General features: G+C 65.2%; 19 protein-coding genes. 13 read left to right on the top strand and 6 right to left on the bottom strand.

The window, feature by feature from the left end:
- The first annotated feature begins 1 nt into the window (after window position 1).
- From ACVIIV_RS07095 to ACVIIV_RS07035, 13 genes are all read left to right on the top strand, one after another.
- Entirely contained in the window at window positions 2-607 is a 606-nt protein-coding gene (locus ACVIIV_RS07095; RefSeq protein ID WP_456743565.1) for a hypothetical protein, read from the top strand.
- The gene (locus tag ACVIIV_RS07090; protein ID WP_212372840.1) at window positions 585-992 is read left to right on the top strand and encodes a hypothetical protein; all 408 of its coding nucleotides are present in this window, start codon (window positions 585-587) and stop codon (window positions 990-992) included. Before ACVIIV_RS07095 ends, ACVIIV_RS07090 begins: the two co-directional genes overlap by 23 nt.
- Before the next feature lie 5 nt (window positions 993-997).
- Complete coding sequence (cmk, locus tag ACVIIV_RS07085; RefSeq protein ID WP_456743564.1) at window positions 998-1,636, top strand: (d)CMP kinase; 639 nt, start codon at window positions 998-1,000, stop codon at window positions 1,634-1,636.
- Between the two features lie 270 nt (window positions 1,637-1,906).
- Window positions 1,907-3,613 (top strand): 30S ribosomal protein S1, encoded by a 1,707-nt coding sequence (rpsA, locus tag ACVIIV_RS07080; RefSeq protein WP_456743563.1) that lies wholly within the window; start codon window positions 1,907-1,909, stop codon window positions 3,611-3,613.
- Between the two features lie 379 nt (window positions 3,614-3,992).
- Window positions 3,993-4,973: a signal peptide peptidase SppA gene (sppA, locus tag ACVIIV_RS07075; protein WP_456743562.1), complete on the top strand. Its 981-nt coding sequence runs from the start codon at window positions 3,993-3,995 to the stop codon at window positions 4,971-4,973.
- A gap of 172 nt (window positions 4,974-5,145) precedes the next feature.
- On the top strand, window positions 5,146-5,451 hold the full coding sequence (locus ACVIIV_RS07070; RefSeq protein WP_008539997.1) for an integration host factor subunit beta: 306 nt from the start codon (window positions 5,146-5,148) through the stop codon (window positions 5,449-5,451).
- Window positions 5,452-5,607: 156 nt separating this feature from the next.
- On the top strand, window positions 5,608-6,000 hold the full coding sequence (locus tag ACVIIV_RS07065; RefSeq protein ID WP_456743561.1) for a lipopolysaccharide assembly protein LapA domain-containing protein: 393 nt from the start codon (window positions 5,608-5,610) through the stop codon (window positions 5,998-6,000).
- Window positions 6,001-6,064: 64 nt separating this feature from the next.
- Entirely contained in the window at window positions 6,065-6,739 is a 675-nt protein-coding gene (locus ACVIIV_RS07060; RefSeq protein WP_456743560.1) for a phosphoribosylanthranilate isomerase, read from the top strand.
- Entirely contained in the window at window positions 6,736-7,950 is a 1,215-nt protein-coding gene (trpB, locus tag ACVIIV_RS07055; RefSeq protein WP_456743559.1) for a tryptophan synthase subunit beta, read from the top strand. The genes ACVIIV_RS07060 and trpB overlap by 4 nt, the downstream gene beginning before the upstream one ends.
- Entirely contained in the window at window positions 7,947-8,783 is an 837-nt protein-coding gene (gene trpA, locus ACVIIV_RS07050) for a tryptophan synthase subunit alpha (RefSeq protein WP_456743558.1), read from the top strand. The genes trpB and trpA overlap by 4 nt, the downstream gene beginning before the upstream one ends.
- A gap of 109 nt (window positions 8,784-8,892) precedes the next feature.
- Entirely contained in the window at window positions 8,893-9,834 is a 942-nt protein-coding gene (gene accD / locus ACVIIV_RS07045) for an acetyl-CoA carboxylase, carboxyltransferase subunit beta (RefSeq protein WP_456743557.1), read from the top strand.
- Window positions 9,831-11,174, top strand: coding sequence for a bifunctional folylpolyglutamate synthase/dihydrofolate synthase (locus tag ACVIIV_RS07040; protein ID WP_456743556.1), 1,344 nt, complete (start codon window positions 9,831-9,833; stop codon window positions 11,172-11,174). Before accD ends, ACVIIV_RS07040 begins: the two co-directional genes overlap by 4 nt.
- A 72-nt stretch (window positions 11,175-11,246) precedes the next feature.
- On the top strand, window positions 11,247-11,987 hold the full coding sequence (locus tag ACVIIV_RS07035) for a metallophosphoesterase family protein (protein ID WP_456743555.1): 741 nt from the start codon (window positions 11,247-11,249) through the stop codon (window positions 11,985-11,987).
- A gap of 135 nt (window positions 11,988-12,122) precedes the next feature.
- On the opposite strand, the gene ACVIIV_RS07030 is transcribed toward ACVIIV_RS07035, so the two are convergent.
- The 6 genes from ACVIIV_RS07030 to ACVIIV_RS07005 all read right to left on the bottom strand — a co-directional run bounded on the left by ACVIIV_RS07030 (window position 12,123) and on the right by ACVIIV_RS07005 (window position 21,721).
- On the bottom strand, window positions 12,123-13,181 hold the full coding sequence (locus ACVIIV_RS07030; RefSeq protein ID WP_456743554.1) for an ATP-dependent DNA ligase: 1,059 nt from the start codon (window positions 13,179-13,181) through the stop codon (window positions 12,123-12,125).
- Window positions 13,182-13,274: 93 nt separating this feature from the next.
- The gene (gene trxA / locus ACVIIV_RS07025) at window positions 13,275-13,595 is read right to left on the bottom strand and encodes a thioredoxin (RefSeq protein WP_008540017.1); all 321 of its coding nucleotides are present in this window, start codon (window positions 13,593-13,595) and stop codon (window positions 13,275-13,277) included.
- A 70-nt stretch (window positions 13,596-13,665) separates the two neighbouring features.
- Window positions 13,666-17,178 carry a double-strand break repair helicase AddA gene (gene addA / locus ACVIIV_RS07020; protein ID WP_456743553.1) on the bottom strand — a complete coding sequence of 1,171 codons (3,513 nt, stop codon included), beginning with the start codon at window positions 17,176-17,178 and terminating at the stop codon, window positions 13,666-13,668.
- The gene (gene addB, locus ACVIIV_RS07015; RefSeq protein ID WP_456743552.1) at window positions 17,172-20,318 is read right to left on the bottom strand and encodes a double-strand break repair protein AddB; all 3,147 of its coding nucleotides are present in this window, start codon (window positions 20,316-20,318) and stop codon (window positions 17,172-17,174) included. The genes addA and addB overlap by 7 nt, the downstream gene beginning before the upstream one ends.
- A 243-nt stretch (window positions 20,319-20,561) precedes the next feature.
- A complete protein-coding gene (locus ACVIIV_RS07010) occupies window positions 20,562-21,284 on the bottom strand; it encodes a nucleotidyltransferase family protein (protein WP_456743551.1) in 723 nt (240 codons plus the stop codon).
- A 119-nt stretch (window positions 21,285-21,403) separates the two neighbouring features.
- Window positions 21,404-21,721, bottom strand: a complete 318-nt coding sequence (locus tag ACVIIV_RS07005; protein ID WP_456743550.1) for a PilZ domain-containing protein — start codon at window positions 21,719-21,721, stop codon at window positions 21,404-21,406.
- Window positions 21,722-21,824: the final 103 nt, after the last annotated feature.

Genomic DNA, 21,824 nt, shown 5'->3' with positions numbered 1-21,824 from the left:
GATGAGCGCAGCCTTCGACCGCGACGCCTTGCTGGAGGCTTTCGATTCGATCGGCCGTGCTGCGGCCGACGCCGGAACAAAGCTTCAGATCGCGGTCTATGGCGGCTCGGCCCTCATGCTGGCCAGCAATTTCCGCTTCGCGACCGAAGATGTCGACGTCTCGAAGCTCGAGCGCCCGCTGCCGGATTGGCTGGAAAGAACGACGGCCGATATTGCCGCAAGGAATGGATGGGGTGCCGACTGGTTCAACGGCCATGTCGTATTTCATCTCAGTCCACTCGCCGACCGCGCCGCGGATCATCTGGAATTTGGGACCTTCCCGCGCGATGGCACGCCGCCGGGGCTCGAGGTTTGGGTGCCGTCCGCTGAATATCTTCTGGCACTGAAATTGAAGGCGTTCCGCATTACGGATCCCGTTCGCGGGGAGACGGAACGGCTGGATATTTTGAACTTGATGAAAGTGGTTGGAATCTCGACCGTAGAGGAAGCCATCGCTCTGCTTGGCCGGTATTTTCCCGTCAGCGCGGCATCCTCGGAGAAGCAACGCTTCTTGCTGAAGAACATGGATCTCGGGGGAGGAGCGGATGCGCCCGAATACCCTCGCTGAAGCTGTCGATCGCATTCGGGCCGGCGCGCCGCGGGACGCGGTCCTGGCCGAATTCGTGGACACGTTCGATCTGGCAGGGACCGCCCGCGCTCAATACGAGACGATCGAGGATGAGCCGGCGCTGACGCAGGACGATCGGCTCGACGCTCTGGTCGGTGCGATCGCCGAGTATCTGGCCAAGCAACGTCGTCTTGGTCGGGTGCCAGCGTGGGTCTGCGATCCGGCGCGGCGCCTTGCCGAGCCATGGTTCACGACGTCATCGCCGTCCGACGCGATGCGCGAATATCTCACTTTTGCGAGCCCCGCGGAGTTCGCGTCTCGCAACATTTTTACGGAAGAGCGGCCATTGCGACGAGCGCGCGGGCCACAGACAGCCAAGGTTTGAGTAACATGATCATCGCCATCGACGGGCCCGCGGCCTCGGGCAAGGGCACGCTCGGCAAGCGTCTCGCCCACCATTACGGCTATCGTCATCTTGATACCGGCGTGATCTATCGCGCGGTGGCCTATGCCCTCATGCAGTCCGGCCATGATCTCCGGGACGAGGCGGCTGCTGTCGCGGCGGCGCTGGAGCTCGATCCCGAAAAATTCGGCAATCCCGTCCTAAAGACACAGACGGTCGGCGAGGGGGCCTCCATCGTCTCGGCAATCCCGGGAGTCCGCGAAGCCCTGGTCAATTTCCAGCGGCAATTCGCCGCCGATCCGCCCGGCGCCGTGCTCGACGGCCGGGATATTGGAACCGTGATCTGCCCCCATGCCGACGTCAAAATCTTCGTGGTTGCCGACCCCAAGGTCCGCGCCCATCGTCGGACCATGGAGGCCAGGGCGAGAGGCGAGGAGGCCGACGAGGCGGCCGTGCTCGCCGACATCATCCAGCGCGACGAACGCGACAAGAACCGGCCGATTGCGCCTTTAAAACCGGCCCCGGATGCTTACTTGCTAGATAACTCCCAACTCGATATAGAAGGCGGCGTCCGGGCCGCCATCGACATTATCGAGGCCGTCCGAGCGGGCCGGTCGCGGGGTTAAGCCGCAGCCGTCATTGGAGGAAGCGCCCGCTCCCGCCGCTTTGATGTCGATACCTTCGGCCCCCTTGTTTCGGGGCCGGCGCGATCCAGGCTCCGGACATAAGATTTCCACGTATCGAACGCGCGGGCCTCAGCCGGCCCGCTTCCGCTGTTCCGCCTTCGGGCCGGAGCAACGAGCGGTCGCTCGAAGGTTTTGCGGACCTTCCGACACTGCGTGTGCGATGCGCCCATGAACCCAACGGCCGGCAAGACATCCGCAACTGGAGAACAAATGGCTTCGATTTCTGCTGATACCTACAGCCCTTCGCGCGACGATTTCGCCGCGATGCTCGACGAGTCCTTCGCAGGCGGCAACCTGCAGGAAAGCTCCGTCGTCAAGGGCAAGGTGGTTGCAATTGAAAAGGACATGGCCGTCATCGACGTCGGCCTGAAGACCGAGGGCCGCGTTGCCCTGCGCGAATTTTCCGGCCCCGGCCGTGACAGCGACCTCAAGGTCGGCGACGAGGTGGAAGTGTTCCTCGATCGCATCGAAAACGCCCTCGGCGAAGCCGTGCTGTCGCGCGACAAGGCGCGCCGCGAAGAGAGCTGGGGCAAGCTCGAGAAGGCCTTCCAGAACAACGAGAAGGTCAACGGCGTCATCTTCAACCAGGTCAAGGGCGGCTTCACCGTCGACCTCGACGGTGCCGTGGCCTTCCTGCCGCGCTCGCAGGTCGACATCCGTCCGATCCGCGACGTTGCGCCGCTGATGAACAACTCGCAGCCGTTCCAGATCCTCAAGATGGACCGCCGTCGCGGCAACATCGTGGTGTCGCGCCGCACCGTGCTGGAAGAGACCCGCGCCGAGCAGCGCCAGGAGCTGGTGCAGAACCTCGAAGAGGGTCAGGTCATCGACGGCGTGGTCAAGAACATCACCGATTACGGTGCGTTCGTTGACCTCGGCGGCATCGACGGCCTCTTGCACGTCACCGACATTGCGTGGCGCCGCGTCAACCACCCGACCGAGGTGCTCTCGATCGGCCAGACCGTGAAGGTCAAGATCATCAAGATCAACCACGAGACGCACCGCATCTCGCTGGGCATGAAGCAGCTGCTGGACGATCCGTGGCAGGGCATCGAAGCCAAGTACCCGCTGGGTGCCCGCTTCACCGGCCGCGTCACCAACATCACCGACTACGGTGCATTCGTCGAGCTCGAGCCGGGCATCGAAGGCCTGATCCACGTCTCCGAGATGTCGTGGACCAAGAAGAACATGCACCCCGGCAAGATCGTGTCGACCTCGCAGGAAGTCGACGTGCAGGTGCTGGAAGTCGATTCCGTCAAGCGCCGCATCTCGCTCGGCCTCAAGCAGACCATGCGCAACCCCTGGGAGGTCTTCGTCGAAGGTCACCCGACCGGTTCGGTGGTCGAGGGCGAGGTCAAGAACAAGACCGAGTTCGGTCTGTTCCTGGGTCTCGAAGGCGACGTCGACGGCATGGTCCACCTTTCCGACCTCGACTGGAAGCTTCCGGGCGAGCAGGTGATCGACAACTACAAGAAGGGCGACATGGTGAAGGCCGTGGTGCTCGATGTGGACGTCGAGAAGGAGCGCATCTCGCTTGGCATCAAGCAGCTCGAAGGCGACCCCTTCGCCGAGCCGGGCGATGTCAAGAAGGGCGCGGTCGTGACCTGCGAAGTGCTCGAAGTGAAGGAGAGCGGTATCGAGGTGAAGATCGCCGGTACCGACTTCACCACCTTCATCAAGCGCTCCGAGCTCGCCCGTGACCGCAACGACCAGCGCGCCGAACGCTTCGCCGTCGGCGAGAAGGTCGATGCCCGTGTGATCCAGTTCGACAAGAAGGCCCGCAAGGTCCAGGTGTCGATCAAGGCGCTCGAAGTTGCCGAAGAGAAGGAAGCCATCGCGCAGTACGGCTCCTCCGATTCGGGTGCGACGCTCGGCGACATCCTGGGCACCGCGCTGAAGAACCGCGACAACAAGTAAGCGAAACGCATTTTTTCGCTGCATCAAGGCCCCGGCGCGAGCCGGGGCTTTTTTGTTTGGCGCCTCATACTCCGCTGTCGTCCCTGACAAGCGCAGCTCTGGACGACGCGCAGCGTTGTCCAGAGCGGAGCGCAGATCAGGGACCCATAACCACAGGCAGCGGTTTGGCGGAGACTTCGGAGTTGCCAGTCTCGCGCGACAACCCCTGGGGTCATGGGTCCCCGCTGCGGGGACGACACCTGAGTGTGTGGCAGCGTCCGGCCTCCACCAAGCCCAACCTTCATTTCTTCAAATTGCGCCGCAATTGGTGTATCCAGATAAGCCAATGGTCACGCTGTGACGGCACAACGCGCCCAGCCTTTCATTTGGAGATACTCCGATGTCGCTCGATTCGGACATCATCGTCGATCGCCGCAGGATTCGCCGCAAGCTGACGTTCTGGCGTGTGATGGCCGCGCTGATCGCGATCGCGGCGATTGCGAGCTTCGCGCTGATTGCGACGCCCGGAGCACGCGGCACCTTCGCATCCGCCGGCTCGATCGCGCGCGTTCATATCGAGGGATTGATCCGCAGCGATTCCGATCGCACGCAGGCACTGGAGCGGCTCGAGAATTCGCAGGCCGCCGCCGTCATCGTTCATATCAACTCGCCGGGCGGCACCACCGCCGGCTCCGAGCAGCTCTACGATTCGCTCGTCCGGCTGAAGGCGAAGAAGCCGCTCGTCGTCGTGGTCGAGGGTCTTGCTGCCTCCGGCGGCTACATCACGGCGATCGCAAGCGATCACATTGTCGCCCAGCAGAGCTCGCTGGTCGGCTCGATCGGCGTGCTGTTCCAGTATCCCAACGTCACCGAGCTCTTGAAGACTATCGGCGTCAGGGTCGAGGAGGTGAAATCCTCGCCGCTGAAGGCTGCGCCCAATGGTTTCGAGCCAACCAGCCCCGAAGCGCGCGCCGCGCTCGATGCGCTGGTGAAGGATTCCTATGCCTGGTTCAAGGGAATGGTGAAGGAGCGGCGTGGCATGGATGACACGCAGCTCGAAAAAGTCGCCGATGGCCGCGTCTTCACCGGGCGCCAGGCGATCGATCTCAAGCTGATCGACCAGATCGGCGACGAGAAGACGGCGGTGACCTGGCTGGTCGAGCAGAAGGGTGTCAAGAAGGGGCTTCCCGTGCGCGATTACAAGCTCCAGCCGCGCTTCGGCGACCTGCCGTTCCTCAAGACCGCCGCCGCCGTCACGTTGGAAGCGCTCGGTTTGGGCGCAATTGCGCATCAGATCGGGCAAACCGGCGTCGCGCAGGCGGTCGATCGGCTCGGAATGGATGGAATGCTGGCCTTGTGGCAGCCGGCTGCGTCAAACTGACCGGAGACGGGCGAGTTTCGAAGGTTTTTCCCGTCCGGCGCGTGCCGGCGCAGCCCGCTTTTTCGGCATTTGTCACGCATTTTCACGACGCTCAACCTTGATTTAGCGTCTTGACAGATCACGGTATTTTCACGGAAATGGTCATCCGCACGCTTCCGGGTCCTATCTCTCGATGATCAAATCCGAACTTGTTCAGCGTATCGCCGAGCACAACCCGCATCTGTACCAGCGGGATGTCGAGAACATTGTGAATGCGATTCTCGAAGAGATCGTAGCGGCGCTTGCACGCGGCGATCGCGTCGAGCTGCGCGGCTTCGGTGCCTTCTCGGTCAAGCACCGCCCTGCGCGCGCAGGGCGCAATCCACGCACCGGCGCCCACGTGCCCGTCGATCAGAAGAGCGTTCCGTTCTTCAAGACCGGCAAGGAAATGCGCGAGCGGCTGAACCGCGACCATCCCGATCCCGGCGCGGCAGACTAAAGCGCGATGTGATCGCGCTTTGGGTTATTGTTTGAGCATGATCTTTTCGGAAAACCGCTGCACACCTTTCCGGATCATGCTCTAGGGCTGGCATCAGGGTTTTTCGCGGTCGCGCATGACGCGGTCGCAAGCTTGATTCAAGGCGAGCGAAACGAGATGCGAAAGTTCCTGACCGCGCTGATCGTGATTCCGCTGGGCCTGATCCTGGTGGCGTTTGCCGTCGCCAACCGGCATTTCGTCACGGTATCCTTCGACCCCTTCATTTCCGACGACCCGTCACTGTCGTTGACGTTGCCGCTGTTCCTGCTGCTGATCCTGGTGGCGGCCCTCGGGGTCTTCGCAGGCGGCTGTGCCGTCTGGTTCGGCCAGCGGCGCTGGCGGCGCGCGGCGCGCCGGAACGATGCGGAGGCCCGGGCTGCCAGGGCCGAACTGGCCGATCTGCGCGCCCAGGCGACCGCAGCGAAACCCGAGTCCCAGCGCCTTCCCGTTCCCTCCGGTGTGGGCCTGTACGGGCCCATCGGGCGAGACAAGCAGCGCGCGACGTTGTAGAAGCGGCCCCGACCGAAAAACCCTGCTTTCCGGCCGGCTTGCGGCCTCCATTTGCTTTGAGACCATGTCCCTGCTCGTCAAGATCTGCGGCCTGTCCACGCCCGAGACGCTCGAAACGGCGCTCGAGGCGGGTGCCGACATGGTGGGGTTCGTGTTCTTTCCGCCGTCGCCGCGGCATCTCTCCCTGGAGCTCGGCCGTAACCTCGGCAGTCAGGTGAAGCAGCGCGCGCTCAAGGTCGCGCTCACCGTCGACGCGGACGATGCCACGCTCGACAACATCATGGACGCGCTGTCGCCGGACATGCTGCAGCTCCATGGCAAGGAGAGCGTGGCGCGGCTGCGCGACATCAAGCAACGCTTTGGCCGCCCGGTGATGAAGGCGGTGCCGGTTGCAACAGCAGCCGATCTCGCCGTGCTGCCCGGCTACGCCGCGGTCGCCGACCGCATCCTGTTCGATGCGCGTGCGCCGAAGGACGCGACGCGGCCCGGCGGCTTAGGGGAACCGTTCGACTGGCACCTGCTGGAAAATCTCGATCTGAAGCTGCCCTACATGGTCTCGGGTGGGTTGCACGCCGATAACCTGGCCGAAGCCCTCCGCGTCACACGCGCCGGCGGTGTCGATGTGTCCTCGGGTGTCGAGAGCGTCCCGGGCTTCAAGAATCCCGAAATGATCAAGGCCTTCATCCGCGCCGCGCGCGCCACCCAAGAGTTGAGCGTCAGAGAGTTGAGCGTCCGATGAACATCGCCAAACCCAATTCCTATCGCAGCGGCCCCGACGAGCGCGGCCATTTCGGCATTTTCGGCGGCCGCTTCGTCGCCGAAACCCTGATGCCGCTGATCCTCGATCTGGAGGAGGCTTACACCGCGGCCAAGGCCGATCCGGCCTTCCAGGCCGAGATGAACGGCTATCTCAAGAACTATGTCGGCCGGCCCTCGCCGCTTTATTTCGCCGAACGCCTCACCTCACATCTCGGCGGCGCAAAAATCTACCTGAAGCGCGAGGAGCTCAACCACACCGGCTCACACAAGGTGAACAACGTGCTCGGCCAGATCATGCTGGCACGGCGCATGGGCAAGAAGCGCATCATCGCCGAGACCGGCGCGGGCCAGCACGGCGTCGCCACCGCGACGCTATGTGCGCGCTTTGGCCTGGAATGCGTGGTCTATATGGGCGCCGTTGATGTCGAGCGGCAGCAGCCCAACGTCATCCGCATGGAGATGCTGGGCGCCAAGGTGTTTCCGGTGCAGTCGGGCACGCGCACGCTGAAGGACGCCATGAACGAGGCGCTGCGCGACTGGGTCACCAACGTGCACAACACGTTCTATTGCATCGGCACGGTGGCGGGCCCGCATCCTTATCCGACGCTGGTGCGCGACTTCCAGTCGATCATCGGCAACGAGACCAAGGCGCAGATGCAGGAGGTCGAGGGCCGCCTGCCGGATTCGCTGGTCGCCTGCATCGGCGGCGGCTCCAACGCAATGGGCCTGTTCCATCCGTTCCTGGATGATCCCTCCGTCGAGATCTTTGGCGTCGAAGCTGCTGGCCATGGCCTCACGCAGCTTCATGCCGCCTCGATCGCAGGCGGCCGTCCCGGCGTGCTGCATGGCAACCGCACCTATCTCCTGATGGACGCCGACGGCCAGATTCAGGACGCGCATTCGATCTCGGCCGGCCTCGATTATCCCGGCATCGGCCCCGAGCATTCCTGGCTGCACGAGGTCGGTCGCGTGAACTATCTCTCCGCGACCGACGACGAGGCCCTCGCCGCATTCCAGCTGCTGTCGAAGCTCGAAGGTATCATCCCCGCGCTCGAGCCCGCGCACGCCATCGCCAAGGTGATGGAGCTCGCGCCGAAGCGGCCGAAAGACCACCTGATGGTCGTCAACCTCTCCGGCCGCGGCGACAAGGACGTTCCGCAGGTCGGCGACATCCTGAGGGGCAAGAAGTGACCACGCGTATCGACACCCGGTTTGCCGAGCTGAAAAAGCAGGGCCGCGCTGCCTTTGTCACCTATGTAATGGCCGGCGATCCCGATCTCACGACCTCGCTCGAGATCGTCAAGGCGCTGCCCAAGTCCGGCGCCGACGTCATCGAGCTCGGCATTCCCTTCACCGATCCGATGGCGGATGGTCCCTCGATTCAGGCTGCAGGCCTGCGTGCGCTCAAGATCGGCATGACCTTGAAGAAGACGCTGGAGCTGGTGCGCGACTTCCGCAACGACGACAACGTCACGCCGCTAGTACTGATGGGCTATTACAATCCGATCTACATCTACGGCGTCGACAAGTTTTTGGCGGATGCCAAGACGGCCGGCGTTGACGGCCTGATCATCGTCGATTTGCCGCCTGAGGAAGACGACGAGCTCTGCCTGCCCGCGCTGAAGGCGGGCCTGAACTTCATTCGCCTCGCGACCCCGACCACCGACGACAAGCGCCTGCCCGCGGTGCTCGCGAACACATCAGGCTTTGTCTATTACGTCTCTATTGCCGGCATTACCGGCGCAGCGGCGGCGGACGCCAATGCCGTTGGCGAAGCTGTCGCGCGCATCAAGCGGCATACCAAGCTGCCGATCTGCGTTGGTTTCGGCATCCGCACGCCGGAGGCGGCGCGCGCCATTGCCGAGAAGGCCGATGGTTCGGTGGTCGGCACCGCGCTGGTCGATGCGCTCAAGAACAGCCTCGATGCCGAGGGGCGGGCGACCGCCAAAACCGTTAACGCCGTCGCCGAATTGACGGCCGCCCTCGCCCAGGGCGTCAAGGGCGCACAGCAGGCGGCGGAATAGGCCATAATTCCGCTTTTGGGACGGGCGACACGGCGGCTTGCCGGGCAGGTGTCCGGCCGCCATATATCCTTCAGGCGATTCCCAGCGGGATCGCACATCGGAGCAAACCATGAACTGGCTTACCAATGTGGTCCGGCCGAAGATCCGCAACATGTTGCGGCGGGAGACGCCGGAGAATCTTTGGATCAAGTGCCCGGATTCCGGACAGCTCGTGTTCTACAAGGACGTCGAGGCCAACCAGTTCGTCATTCCCGGCTCGAACTACCACATGCGCATGGGCGCGGTGGCGCGGTTGAAGTCGATCTTCGACAACGAGACATGGTTCGACGTCGCGCTGCCCGAGGTCACGCCTGACCCGCTCAAGTTCCGTGACGAGAAGAAATACGTCGACCGCATCAAGGATGCGCGGGCGCGGACCAATCTGAACGACGCGGTCAAGGTCGGCTACGGCAAGCTCGAAGGCTCCGCCGTCGTCGTCGCCGTGCAGGATTTCGACTTCATGGGTGGCTCGCTCGGCATGGCCGCGGGCGAAGCCATCGTGCGCGGCATGGAGCTCGCGGTCGAGAAGAAGTCGCCGTTCATCGTGTTCGCCGCCTCGGGCGGCGCGCGCATGCAGGAGGGCATCCTGTCGCTGATGCAGATGCCGCGCACCACCGTGGCGGTGCAGATGTTGCGCGAGGCCAAGCTGCCCTACATCGTCGTGCTGACCAATCCGACCACCGGCGGCGTCACTGCGTCCTACGCGATGCTCGGCGACGTCCAGATCGCCGAGCCGGGCGCGCTGATCGGCTTCGCCGGCGCGCGCGTGATCGAGCAGACCATCCGCGAGAAACTGCCCGAGGGCTTCCAGCGCGCCGAGTACCTCAAGGAGCACGGCATGGTCGACATGGTCGTGCACCGGCATGAGCTGCGTCCGACGCTGGCGCGGCTCTGCCGCCTGCTGACCAAGGCGCCGGCGCAGGAAGGCGCTTCGAAGCCGGCGCTGCCGGTGACGAGCCCGGCGCAGATCGTATCGGCCGCCGAGACGGCGCCGGCCGCGCCGCACGCGTGAACGCGTCCCCTGACACTGCAAAGACCCCGCTCGGCGAATTGATCGGGCGGCTGTCGGCCCTGCACCAGAAACGCATCGATCTCGGGCTCGAGCGGATGCACCGTCTGCTCGAACGGCTCGGTCACCCCGAACGCAAGCTGCCGCCGGTGATCCACATCGCCGGCACCAACGGCAAGGGCTCGACGGTTGCTTATCTGCGCGCGACGCTGGAAGCCGCCGGCCTGCGCGTGCACACCTACACCTCGCCCTATCTGGTCCGCATCAACGAATGTTTTCGCCTTGGTCGCGTCGGTGGCGGCATGCTCGTCGGCGACGACGAATTGTGCGCCGCGCTGGAGGAGGTCGAGCGCGTTAATGCCGGCGAGGCCGCGACATTGTTCGAGCTGAAGACCGCCGCGGCGTTTCATCTGTTCGCGCAGAATCCGGCTGAGGTCGTGCTGCTCGAAGTCGGCCTCGGCGGCCGGCTCGATTCGACCAACGTGATCGATGCGCCGGCGGCCTGCGTGATCACGCCGGTCAGCATGGATCACATGGATTTTCTCGGCGAGACGTTGGCGTCGATTGCCGGCGAGAAGGCCGCGATCATCAAGCGCGGCGTGCCCGTGATCTGCGCCGAGCAAATGCCGGAGGCAATGGGCGCGATCGAAGCGCAGGCGAGGCGCATGCGTGCGCCGCTGTTTGCCGCAAACGAGAGCTGGCACGTCAATGTCGAGCGCGGGCGTCTGGTCTATTCCGACGATCGCGGCTTGATGGATCTGCCAGCGCCGCGTCTGTTCGGCCGCCATCAATTCGCCAACGCCGGGCTCGCGATCGCCACGTTGCGCGCGATTCCGACCTTCAAGATCCCTCACGCCGCGTTCGAGGCGGGCATTGTCGGCGCCGAATGGCCGGCGCGGATGCAGCGCCTCACCTCGGGTGAGCTGCTGTCCTGGGGGCCGAAAGGCTCGGAGATCTGGCTCGACGGCGGCCACAATGCCGAGGGTGGCCGCGTTGCGGCCGCCGCGCTCGGCGATCTCGAAGAGCGGGTGTCGCGGCCGCTGGTGGTCATCACCGGCATGATGGCCAACAAGGACGCGCAGGGTTTTCTCGCCAATTTCGCTGGCCTCACCCGTCACATCATCGCAGTGCCAATTCCAGACACCGAGAACGCGATGCCGGTCGATCGCCTCGCCGATGCCGCGCGCAGCCTCGGCATGCGCGTCGAGCCCGCACCCGGCGTCGAAGCCGCCCTGCGTGCGCTTGCTCAGCTCGCCTACGAGCTGCCGCCGCGCATCCTGATCACCGGCTCGCTGTATCTCGCCGGCCACGTGCTGGCGATCAACGGCACGCCTCCTGCATAGTCTCGTGTCCCGGACAAGCGCACCGCGGAAGACGCGCTGCGCTGCGTCCGAGGCACGAAAGCGAGAATGCCAATGCGCTTTGCTGCGATTGCCGACATCCACGGAAACTACCTCGCGCTGGAAGCTGTGCTCGCCGATATCCGCGCGCAGGGCATCGTCGACATCGTCAATCTCGGCGACATGCTGAGTGGCCCGCTCGATGCGCGCCGAACGATCGAGATCTTGATGTCGCTCGATGCCGTCCACGTGCTCGGCAATCACGACCGCTATTTGCTCGACCGTCCGCCGGAGAAAATGGGCTCGTGGGATCGTCCGGCTTACGCGCAGCTCGACCTCGCGCAACTCGACTGGCTGCGCGCGCAACCGATGACGCGCGTCTTCCGTGACGAGGTCTTCCTCTGTCACGCAACACCCGGCAGTGACGAGGTGTACTGGCTCGATACCGTGCATCCCGACGGCGCGGTGGCGCTGTCGCCGCTGGACCGGATCGAGCAATTTGCGCAAGGCATCGCTCAACCGCTGATCCTCTGCGCCCACACCCACCTCGCCCGCGCCGTGCGCCTGCGTGACGGCCGGCTGATCGTCAATCCCGGCAGCGTCGGCAGTCCCGGCTTCCGGGACAAGCATCCATTCCCGCATGTCGTCGAAGCCGGCACGCCGCACGCGCGTTATGCGGTCCTCGAACGCGTCGATGGTGCCTGGCAGGTGACGTTCCGTCATGTCGCGTATGATCACGACGCGATGGCGGAGCTTGCGCGCCGCAACGGTCAGGCGGAGCTGGCGAACGCGCTTGCCACGGGGTGGATCAAGTAGAACCTCTCGTGTCCCGGACAAGGCGCATCGCGCAGCGAGCCGCAGAGCCGGGACCCAGAATGCCGTCACCTGGGCCCCGGCTCTGCAGCGCAACGCTGAAGAAGCGCTGCGCTGCGTCCGGGGCACGAGCGCGCGTCACTTCAGCAGCTTCATCGGATCGGCCGCCTTCTGCTTCAACTGCTCGAAGCGGCATTGCCGCGGTGCCTTGTCCGGACGCCAGCGCAGGATCGAGGTGCCGTGCCGGAAGCGCTCGCCGCTAAAGTGGTCGTAGCAGACCTCGATCACCAGCCTCGGCTTGAGCGGACACCATTTCGCCGAGCGCTCGGTCGACCAGCGGCTCGGCCCGCCCGGCGCGTTGCCGGTGAAGCCGGGCTCGCCAATCAATGCTTCGAGCCGATCGGTCAAGGCTGGCTTCTCCTCCGCCTTGATCGCCGAGGTGAAGCCGACATGATGCAGCAGACCCTTGTCGTTATAGAGCCCGAGCAGCAGCGAGCCGACGACTTTCCGGCCGGCGATCTTGTTGGTGGCGTAGCGGAAGCCGCCGACCACGCAATCGGCGCTGCGGAATTTCTTGATCTTCTGCATGCCGTCGCGATTTCCCGCCTGGTAGGGCAGGTCGATGCGCTTGGCGATGACGCCGTCCGAGCCGCCGCCGGATTGCGCCAGCCATTTCTCGGCGGTCGCGTAGCTGGCCGTTGTCGGTGAAAGACGGAAGATGCTGCCCTTGAGGTTGGCTTTCGCGAACGCATCCAGCGCCGGCCGGCGCTCGCGCAGCGTCTTCTCGGCCAGATCTTTCTCCCGGGACGTCGCGAGCAGATCGAAAACAAGATAGAGCGCCGGTGTCTCCACCGAGAGCTTCTTCACGCGGCTCGCCGCCGGATGAATGCGTTGCAGCAGCGCGTCGAAGGAAAAGCTCCTGCCGTGCGGCACCACAATCTCGCCGTCGAGCGTGAAGCGATCAGCTTTCAACTTCAGCGCAGCGGCGACGATCTCGGGAAAATAGCGCGCGAGATCCTCGCCGGATTTGGAGCGCAGGTCGACGCTGCTGCCGTCGCGCGACAGCAGACAGCGGAAGCCGTCCCACTTGGGTTCATATTGCCATTCCTTGCCGCGCGGGATCTCGTCGACCGAACGCGCCTCCATCGCGACGAGAGGGCTCGATCTTCGGGCGCGTTTCGCGGGAGGGGCTGGCAAGGGCGGGACTCGTCATACGCTGAACACGTCCCATCAACGCAAAACGGCCGGCTTTCGCCGGCCGTTGTCGAAAATAAATGGATGCAGCGCAGATCAGACCGCCGACGTGATCCACTGCTGCAGCTTCGCCTTCGGCGCCGCGCCGACCTGGCGCGAGGCCATCTCGCCGCCCTTGAAGATCATCAGGGTCGGGATCGACATCACGCCGTACTTCGACGCGGTCTTCGGGCTCTCGTCGACGTTGAGCTTGACGATCTTGACCTTGTCGCCCATCGCACCGGCGATCTCGTCGAGGGCGGGCGCGATCATGCGGCAGGGGCCGCACCATTCGGCCCAGAAATCGACGACCACGGGGCCGTTCGCCTTGAGCACTTCGGCTTCGAAATCGGCGTCGGAAACCTTGCTAACGGCCATTGGGAGTACCTCACTCGGTTGAAAGAGAATCGGCGCGACCTGGAATCGCGCCCGGGATCATGGGGTGAACCTATGAACGGCTCCTTGCCGGGTCAAGGACGCTCACACCGAGATGAAGGGATGCCAGCGCCGCGTCCAGCGCGGGGGCCGAAATCTCCATATATTCAAGGGCCTCGGTCCAGAGCAGGACGGTCCTGATCGGCTTTTGGGGATAAAGCCGCGCCAGCACCGCCCGGTACAGCGCAAGCTGCCGGACATAGGCGGCGGGCGCCTCAGCCGCGCTTTTGGGAGCCGTCTGGTTGGTCTTGAAATCGACGATCAGGACCTCTTCGGGACGAACGACCAGCCGGTCGATCTGCCCCGACACCAAGGCCGGGGTGCGGCCCGGCCGCTCCAGCCGGCCGACGATCGAAGCCTCCGCCCGGCTGCCGGCGGCAAAGACCGGGGCGAAACGCGGTTCGTTGATCAAGGCGAGTACCTTGTCGGCCAGTGCGGTGCGGTCGGCCTCCGGCCAGTCAGAGGCGTTGCGCGCCATGAAGCCGAGCGCGGCCTCGCGCCGGCGCTCGCTGGCGATGTCGGGCAGGGATTGCAGCAGACGGTGCACCAGCGTGCCGCGTTGCAGCGCCAGCGCGCGCGACCGGATTGATTCGCCTGACCGTATGCTGCGGCCCTCCTCGGCAGACTGGCCCGAGGGACGCACGGGATCGTTATCACTGGTCTCGCGCGGAGCCGGTGTCCGCAGCCAATCCGGCAGCGCGATGGTCTGGTGCACTGACGTCGCGGGCGTGCCGAGCGCCGCGACATCCTCCGGCCGGGCGAATCGGGTCACCTTGCCGAGCGGCGTCTCGATCACCTGCTTGTCGAGGCCCGAGCCGGCGAGCCCGGTATCGACGAGGTCGTACCAGCTCAGCTTGCGCACCGTCTTCATGTTGCCGGGCATGCAGCCGCCGACGATCAGCCGGTCGGCCGCGCGCGTCATCGCGACGTAGAGCAGGCGGCGATACTCGTCCTCGGTCTCCTCGAGCATCACCTTGCGTGCCTCGGCGACGGGCTTGGGATCATCCGCCTTGCGCCCGGCCCAGACCACGACCTCGCCGCCATTGCCGCGCGGCACATGGATCAGCCGCAGCCGCTGCGAGTCTGCGGGCGACGACGTGGTGTCGACCATGAACACGACCGAGGCCTCCAGGCCCTTGGCGCCGTGCACGGTCATCACCCGCACCTCATCGCGCGAGATCTCCATGTCGCGCTTCACCTCGGTGTCGGCCGAGCGCAACCAGGCCATAAAACCCTGCAGCGAGGCCGGCGCCTTGCGCTCGTAGTTCAGCGCAAGCTCCAGAAATTCGTCGAGCGCGTCATTGGCCTCGTGACCGAGACGGCGCAGGATGCGGGCACGGTCGCCGTCGCCCCCTAGCAGCCAGGCGTAGAAGGCGAACGGTGTCTCCTCGCGGGCGCGGATCTCGCAGGTCTCCAGGCGCTGCAACGCTGTCGTGAACTTCTCGCTTCCGACTGCATGCTCGCCGAGCGAGCGGCGTAGCGACCCCTTGCGATCATGGGCAAGCTGAAACAAATCGTCGTCGTCGAGCCCGAACAGCGGGCTCTTCAGTGCCACCGCAAGCGCAAGATCGTCCTGCGGCAGCAGCAGCGCGTCCGCAAGGTTCATCAGGTCGATAATCGCGATATGCTCGGTGAGCTTGAGCCGGTCGGCACCGGCGACCGGAATGCCGGCGTGCTTCAGCGCCTGGATCACGGCGTCGAACGCGTTGCCGCGCCGGCGCACCAGGATCAGCATGTCGCCATAGCGCAGGGGACGACGCTCGCCTTCGTGCCCGGTCAGCGTGCCGCTCTCGACCAGCCGCTTGATCTCGGCCTGGATGCGTCGGGCAAGCTTGACCTCGGGGCTGGTGACGGCGACGCCATCGAACGGCGCGCGCCAGCCCTCGATGTCCTGCCGATCGTCGGCCTCCGCGAGATCCCACAGCTCGATCACGCTCGGCCCGGCATCGGCGAGCGCATTGTGCAGGGGATGGCCGATCTCGACCGAATGGATGCTCTTGTAGATCGCGGGATCGCGGAAGACGTGATCGACCGAATGCAGGATCGCGGCGCCCGAGCGGAACGAATAGGTGAAGGCGACCGGATCGAACTTCAGCCCGGCGGCCGTGAACTTGCGGTGCAACTCGCGCCGGCGCGCATCGAATTCATGCGGAGCCGCGCCCTGGAACGAGAAGATCGACTGCTTCTCGTCGCCGACAGCAAAGACCGTGCGGTTCAGCCCCTCGCGCGCACCTTCGCCTGCGGTGAACTCGGAGATGATGTGCGCGACGATGTCCCATTGCCGCGGGCTGGTGTCCTGCGCCTCGTCGATCAACACGTGGTCGACGCCGCGATCGAGCTTGTAATGCACCCAGCCCGAGGCGACGCGATCCAGCATCGCCAGCGTCTTGTCGATGAGGTCGTCATAGTCGAGCAGGCCGCGCTCCTGCTTCTCGCGGCGGTAATTTGCGGCAGCTGCGGTCGCGATGTGCAGCAGGGCGGCGGTTCGGTCGCGTACGATCACCGCACGGCGCTTATCTATCAGAGCCTCGAGACGCTGCGCCTCTCTCTCCAGAAGATCAGCGACGGATGGATGGTCCTTGCAAAACTGCTTGGTAAATAGCGCCTTGCGCGGTTGCTTCTTATCATCGGTCAGGAACACTCCGAGATAGATATCGACTTGTTCACTTCCCGAGGAGCCTTTCGCACTTCGCAAGCAATCGGAATGGGCCTTTTCGGTCTTGTTCCCGTTGTCAAGCACAAGGGCTATCTCGTCCCAGCGCGATCGTGGCAGGAACGGTCCATCAAGGATCTCCGTCTCGACGTCCTCGATGCGATCGCTCGCGCCGACGCCCAGTACCGCGGCCATCTGGGCCGCCGCGGCCTCCGCGTTGCCGGCCTCATCGGTCCAAGCCATGAAATGATCGCGGCTGAGACACGCTTCCCGCACGACCTCCTTGAAGGTGACATCGGCGGCGTTCGCCATCGCCGTCAGCAGCGCGCGGCCGGTGACGCTGTCGGGATCTCGCGCGGCTTCCAGCAGCACCTTCAGATTGGCGCGCTCCATCATGTCGGTCTGGTCGCGCTCGTCGATGACCGAGAAGCGCGCGGGCACATTGGCCTCGAATGGAAACTGCTGAAGCAGGCGCGTGCACAGCGCGTGGATGGTCTGCACCTTCAGCCCGCCGGGCGTCTCCAGCGCGCAGGCGAACAGTTTTCGCGCTTCGCGCCGCAATTTTCGATCAGGATGCGGGATGCCGACGGCGCGGATCGCGGCGTCCAGCCCGGCATCATCCAGCGTTACCCAATGCCCGAGCGTGGTGAACACGCGCTCGGCCATGTTGGCGGCAGCGGCCTTGGTGAAGGTGATGCAGAGGATCTTCTCCGGCGGCACGCCCGACAGGAGCAGGCGGATCACCCGCTGCACCAGCACATGGGTCTTGCCGGAGCCGGCATTGGCCGACACGAAGGCCGACGCGGTCGGATCCGACGCACGCGCCTGCCGCGCGCGCACCTCGTCGGGGATCGGGCGCGGCAGCTTCACCATTCCTCGATCCCCAAACCGCCGGCCGCGGACCATTCCTTGATCCGGGCGAGATCGTCATAGGTGCCGTAGCGGTTCGCCCACATCGGCAGGTTCAGCGAGGTATAAGCCTGGTTCTCGTCGTCGAAGGCGCGGATCAGCGCCTCCAGCTTGGCTCTTGCGTCGGCGGCTGTGGTGTCCGGCGGAATCGGCTCGTCGCCCTTATTTATCTTGAGCTGGAGGACATGCTCTTCTCCCGCCGGATTGTTGCCGCTCAGGCGGACATAGACGAGCTGGCTCACCGAAGAACCGGCGTCGATGTCACTAAAACCGCCTTCACGCAGGATCGCTGCTTCTAGCGTGAGCTGCGGGGACAATCCCATGCGGACCTGCTTGTCGCTTGGCGGCTGGCCGGTCTTGTAGTCGAGGATGGCATAGCCGCCGCCCTGGCGCCGCTCGATGCGGTCGGCGCGGGCCGAGAGCTTAAAGCTGCGCTGATGATCGAGCATGATCGAGATCTCGCCATGGGTCTCCGCGACGATCGCCTCGATTGCGTCGCGACGCGCCGTCTCCCATTCGCCGAACCAGCGCGCGATGCGCTGGAAGCGTGGCCACCACAGCGCCCGCGCCTCGGGTCGTTCCATCAGCGGCGCGAAATGCTTCTCGCCGATCGCGCGCAGCACGCGCGCGGGATCGTCAGGCAGACGCGTCGCATAGCTTTCAGTGAATTCGCCGATCGCTTCGTGAATCGCCGAGCCGCGGTCTGCGGCCGATAGCGGCATGTCGACGGGATCGAGCGCATCGAGCCGCAGAATGTACCTGGCATAGATCGTGTAGGGATCGCGCAGCCAGTCCTCGATCGCGGTCACGGACATCTTTAGAGGCCGCGTCGCACGCGGCGGGCGCGGCTCCGGCTGCTTGATCGGCCTGACCTCGTCGGGCTGGTCCAGTGCAGCCGCGAACTGCACATATTTCTCGCCGGCGCGAATGGCCGTCTTCCAGAGCTCGTCGCCTGCCACCGCCTCCAACCGATGCAGGAAGCGCGAAGCGACGGCTGGCGCGCCGCCGGCCTTCGCGGAATGCGTGAGGATCACTTCATCCCCGCCGAGCAGCTGCGCGAAGTCATGGGCGGAAAGGCCGATGCGGCGCTCCGGCAGATCGAGACCGAGCTCGTGCCGCATCGGCCGGCTGAGCCAGGGATCGATGCGCGGCGCCGGCGGCCAGACGCCTTCGATCAGGCCGCCCACGATGATGCGATCGGCCTGCATCAGGCGCGATTCCAGCGGACCGTAGATCTGCAGCCGCGCGCCCGGCCTGTCGCGCCGCCGCACCGCACGATCGCCGAACGCCGTCTGGTAGACGTCGGGGTAATCAGGCAGCGGCACCATCAGTCCGCTGGTCGTGCCACCGCGCAGCAGGTCGTCGAACGCGCCGGCGAGCGAAAGACCATCGCGCTCCTCGAAGGCGAGCGGGATGCCCTGCTCGTCGCGCGACAGCTCGATCATGATCTCGCGATGCCGATGCGCGAGCTCGGCGAAGTCATATGGCTTCGACGGCGGCAGGCGCTCGATCGGCGCCAATGCCTTTTGCAGGGCATCGATCAGAGCTTGGATGCGATCGATATCCTCGGCCTTGAGACGCGCGCGCGGCTCGGCTTTGTGGAGCGCGGAGATCTCGCCGCGCCACAGCTTTGCCAGCTCCTCGCGAAAGCGGTTGAATTCGCGCAGGAGGCCCGCGGTGCCCGCAGGCGGCCGTGTGCCCCGCAGCACCGCCAGCTCCAGGCCCTCGATTGCCATCTTCCACCCGCCCGCCGCGCGGCCGAGCCGGCACAGCGGATGCTTCAGCATCGCCAGCAGCGTCGGCGGCTCCAGGCCCTTGGTCGCCGCCTCGGCTGCAAGGCGTGCAAAGACGCCAGCGGAGGTTTCCATCAGCACGTCGCCGCCGGAATCGTCGAAGGCGAGATCCCATCGGGTCAGCGCCGCCATCACCCGCCGCGCCAGCGCGCGGTCGGGCGTGACCAGAGCCGCGGATTTGTCGATGTGCCTGGCCTCGCGCATCGCGATGGCGATGGCGAGCGCTTCCATCTCGGGATTGGGCGCCTCGACCACCGCGAGGTTCTTCATGCCGCCCGCGATCTTCGCGGCGACGTCTGGCTGCTTCAGCCGGTCGTGCCAGACTTCGGTCTTGGCGGATGGCCGCATCGATTCGGACGCCAGCAGGTCCCGACCGCCTTCCGCCGGCGGCTGAAGAATCTCGACATCGCTGCGCTTGATGCCGAAGCGTTGCAGCAGCGCGTGCATGGCGTATTGCGGATGGTTCGAGGCCGGATGCTCCGCGAACTTGCCGAGCGAATCGCGCACGCCGCCGATGCTGCGCCAGGCGTCGTCGTCGAGATCGGTGTCGAGGCCCGGCAGCACCACCGCGCCATGCGGCAGCGCGGCGACCGCGCGCAGGAATTTTGCGGTCGCTGGCATCGAGCCGGTCGAGCCGGTCGCGATGACGGGGCCGTGCGGATCCGCGGTCAGCCGCCTAGCTTCGGCTGCGATGAGGAGATCGCGCCGCGCGGCCGGCTCGATGCGGTTGATCTCAGCGAGATGATTGGGCCAGGCGATGCGGGCGATGCGCAGGAATTCGAGCGAGTGCTGCCAGTAGCGGTCGAGGTTGTCAGGCACGAGCCCATCAAGGGCGCTCCAGTCGACGCCGCGCGTCACCATGTCGTCGATCAGGCGCGCGAGATCGGAAGCCAGCGCCAGCGTCGATGCGGGGCCGCCGACCACGAGCGGCGCCAGCACCGGGCCCTTGGCCCAGGCGGCGACGAGCTGCGCCAGCGTCAGCCGCCGTTCGAGCTCGCCCAGCCGCGGCGGAATGTCGAGCGGCGTTGCGCCGGAAAACTGTTCGCTCTCCTCAGTGAAAGCGAGCTCGTCCTCGTCGATGTCGCCGAGTGCGACGATGCGCGGCAGCACGACAGCGTCCGATTTCATCTCGTCGAGGAAGATCTCGCGCACGACGCGCATCGCGCGCCTGGTCGGCAGATACAGCGTGGCGTCGGCCAGCCGCGCCGGTTCCCTGCGCGCCTCGAATCCCTCGACCAGCCGGCCGTCGAGCAGGGCCGAGACGACCGTGCGCAGGAACGGAACTGAGATGGGAACGCTGAAAACGCGCATGAGCTGCCTGATTCGGGAATCAGGGCAATATAGGGAGGCGAAGCCGAATGGTCATGGGCGGGAGTGAGTCATCCCCGCTGTTCGCGGGCATCACGTCTCGTGCCCCGGACGCAGCGCAGCACGTAGTGATGCGCTGCTGGGCCGGGGCCCAGATTACGTCATTCCGCAAGTGAGGATGGGCTGGGTCCCGGCTCTGCGGAGCGGCACTTTGTGCCGCACCGCGTCCGGGACACAAGAGCGGCCTTACGCCACGCTCTCCAGGAACGCCTCTTCCGCGGCGTGCACGGCATCAGGCGTGCCGACATGCATCCAGACGCCGTCGAGGCGCAGGCCGAACAGCCGCTCCTGCTCGTTGGCGCGGTCGAACATCTTGGTCAGCGAGAATTCGCCCTTGGGCGCGCCCGCAAAGATCGACGGCGACATGATCGCGGCGCCGGCATAGACGAACGGGACGACCTCCTTCTCCTTGCGCTTGCGCAAGGCGCCGTCGGGCAGCATGCCGTAATCGCCGCGGCCGCTATAGCCGATGCTGGTTGCGGTCGGCGCCATCAGCAGCAGGATATCCATGCGCGCCGGGTCGAAATTCTCTGCGAGCCGCGTCAGGTTCGAGCGCACGCCGTCGATCCACAGCGTGTCGGAATTGACGTGGAAGAACGGCGCGTCGCCGAGCAGCGGCAGCGCCTTGACCACGCCGCCGCCGGTGCCGAGCACCTGGTCGCGTTCGTCCGAGATGGTCACGCGCGGAAGCTGGCGCGATGCGACGTGGTTGATGATCTGGTCCGGCAGGTAGTGGACGTTGACCACTGCTTCGGTCACGCCGGCGTGGCCGAGCTTGTCGAGCACGTGGTCGAGCAGCGGCTGGCCGGCGACCGGCACCATCGGCTTCGGCATCCTGTCCGTCAGGGGGCGCATGCGCAGGCCGAACCCTGCGGCGAGCACCATGGCTTTGGTCGGTTTGACGGACATCCTTTGCTTTCTCAGACCTTTCGCGTTCGCAGCAAATCCTAGCACGGGACTTCATCAGCCGCACCGCGTCTCAACCGCCTTAACCACCCGCCGTGACGGTTGTACGACGGGTGTGGCCGTCACGCCCCAACGGCTGTGGAACGTGCCTTTTTCTTCTTGTCGCCAACCTTGAGGAAATTGACGCCGATCTGGTCGCCATTGACCCAGGCCAGTTCGCAACGCCGGTAGGCGAGCCCGGTGGACGACAGCAGGAGAAAGAATTCCTTCAAATGCAGGCCTTCCACTGAGCCGTCGATGGTCAGCTTGGCGCCGCTCTCGGAGACGTCCTCCATGGCGCAGTCGCGCCGCCAGGTGCCGTCGATTCCCATCATCTGGGCCGGTATCCCGCGTTCGAAAACAATCCGGCTGTTGCCGCGCTGGTCCGTCCTTACCGCCATCTACTCCGCTCCAGCCCCGTAATTATCCGGCTGCCTCGCCGTCAGAATAGCGAGTCTTGGCTAACAGCCGGTAAATCGGGCCCAAATCAGGCTTGAGACGCCG

The sequence above is a fragment of the Bradyrhizobium sp. USDA 4354 genome (assembly GCF_054060315.1).
This window is presented reverse-complemented; position numbering and strand designations above follow the sequence as displayed.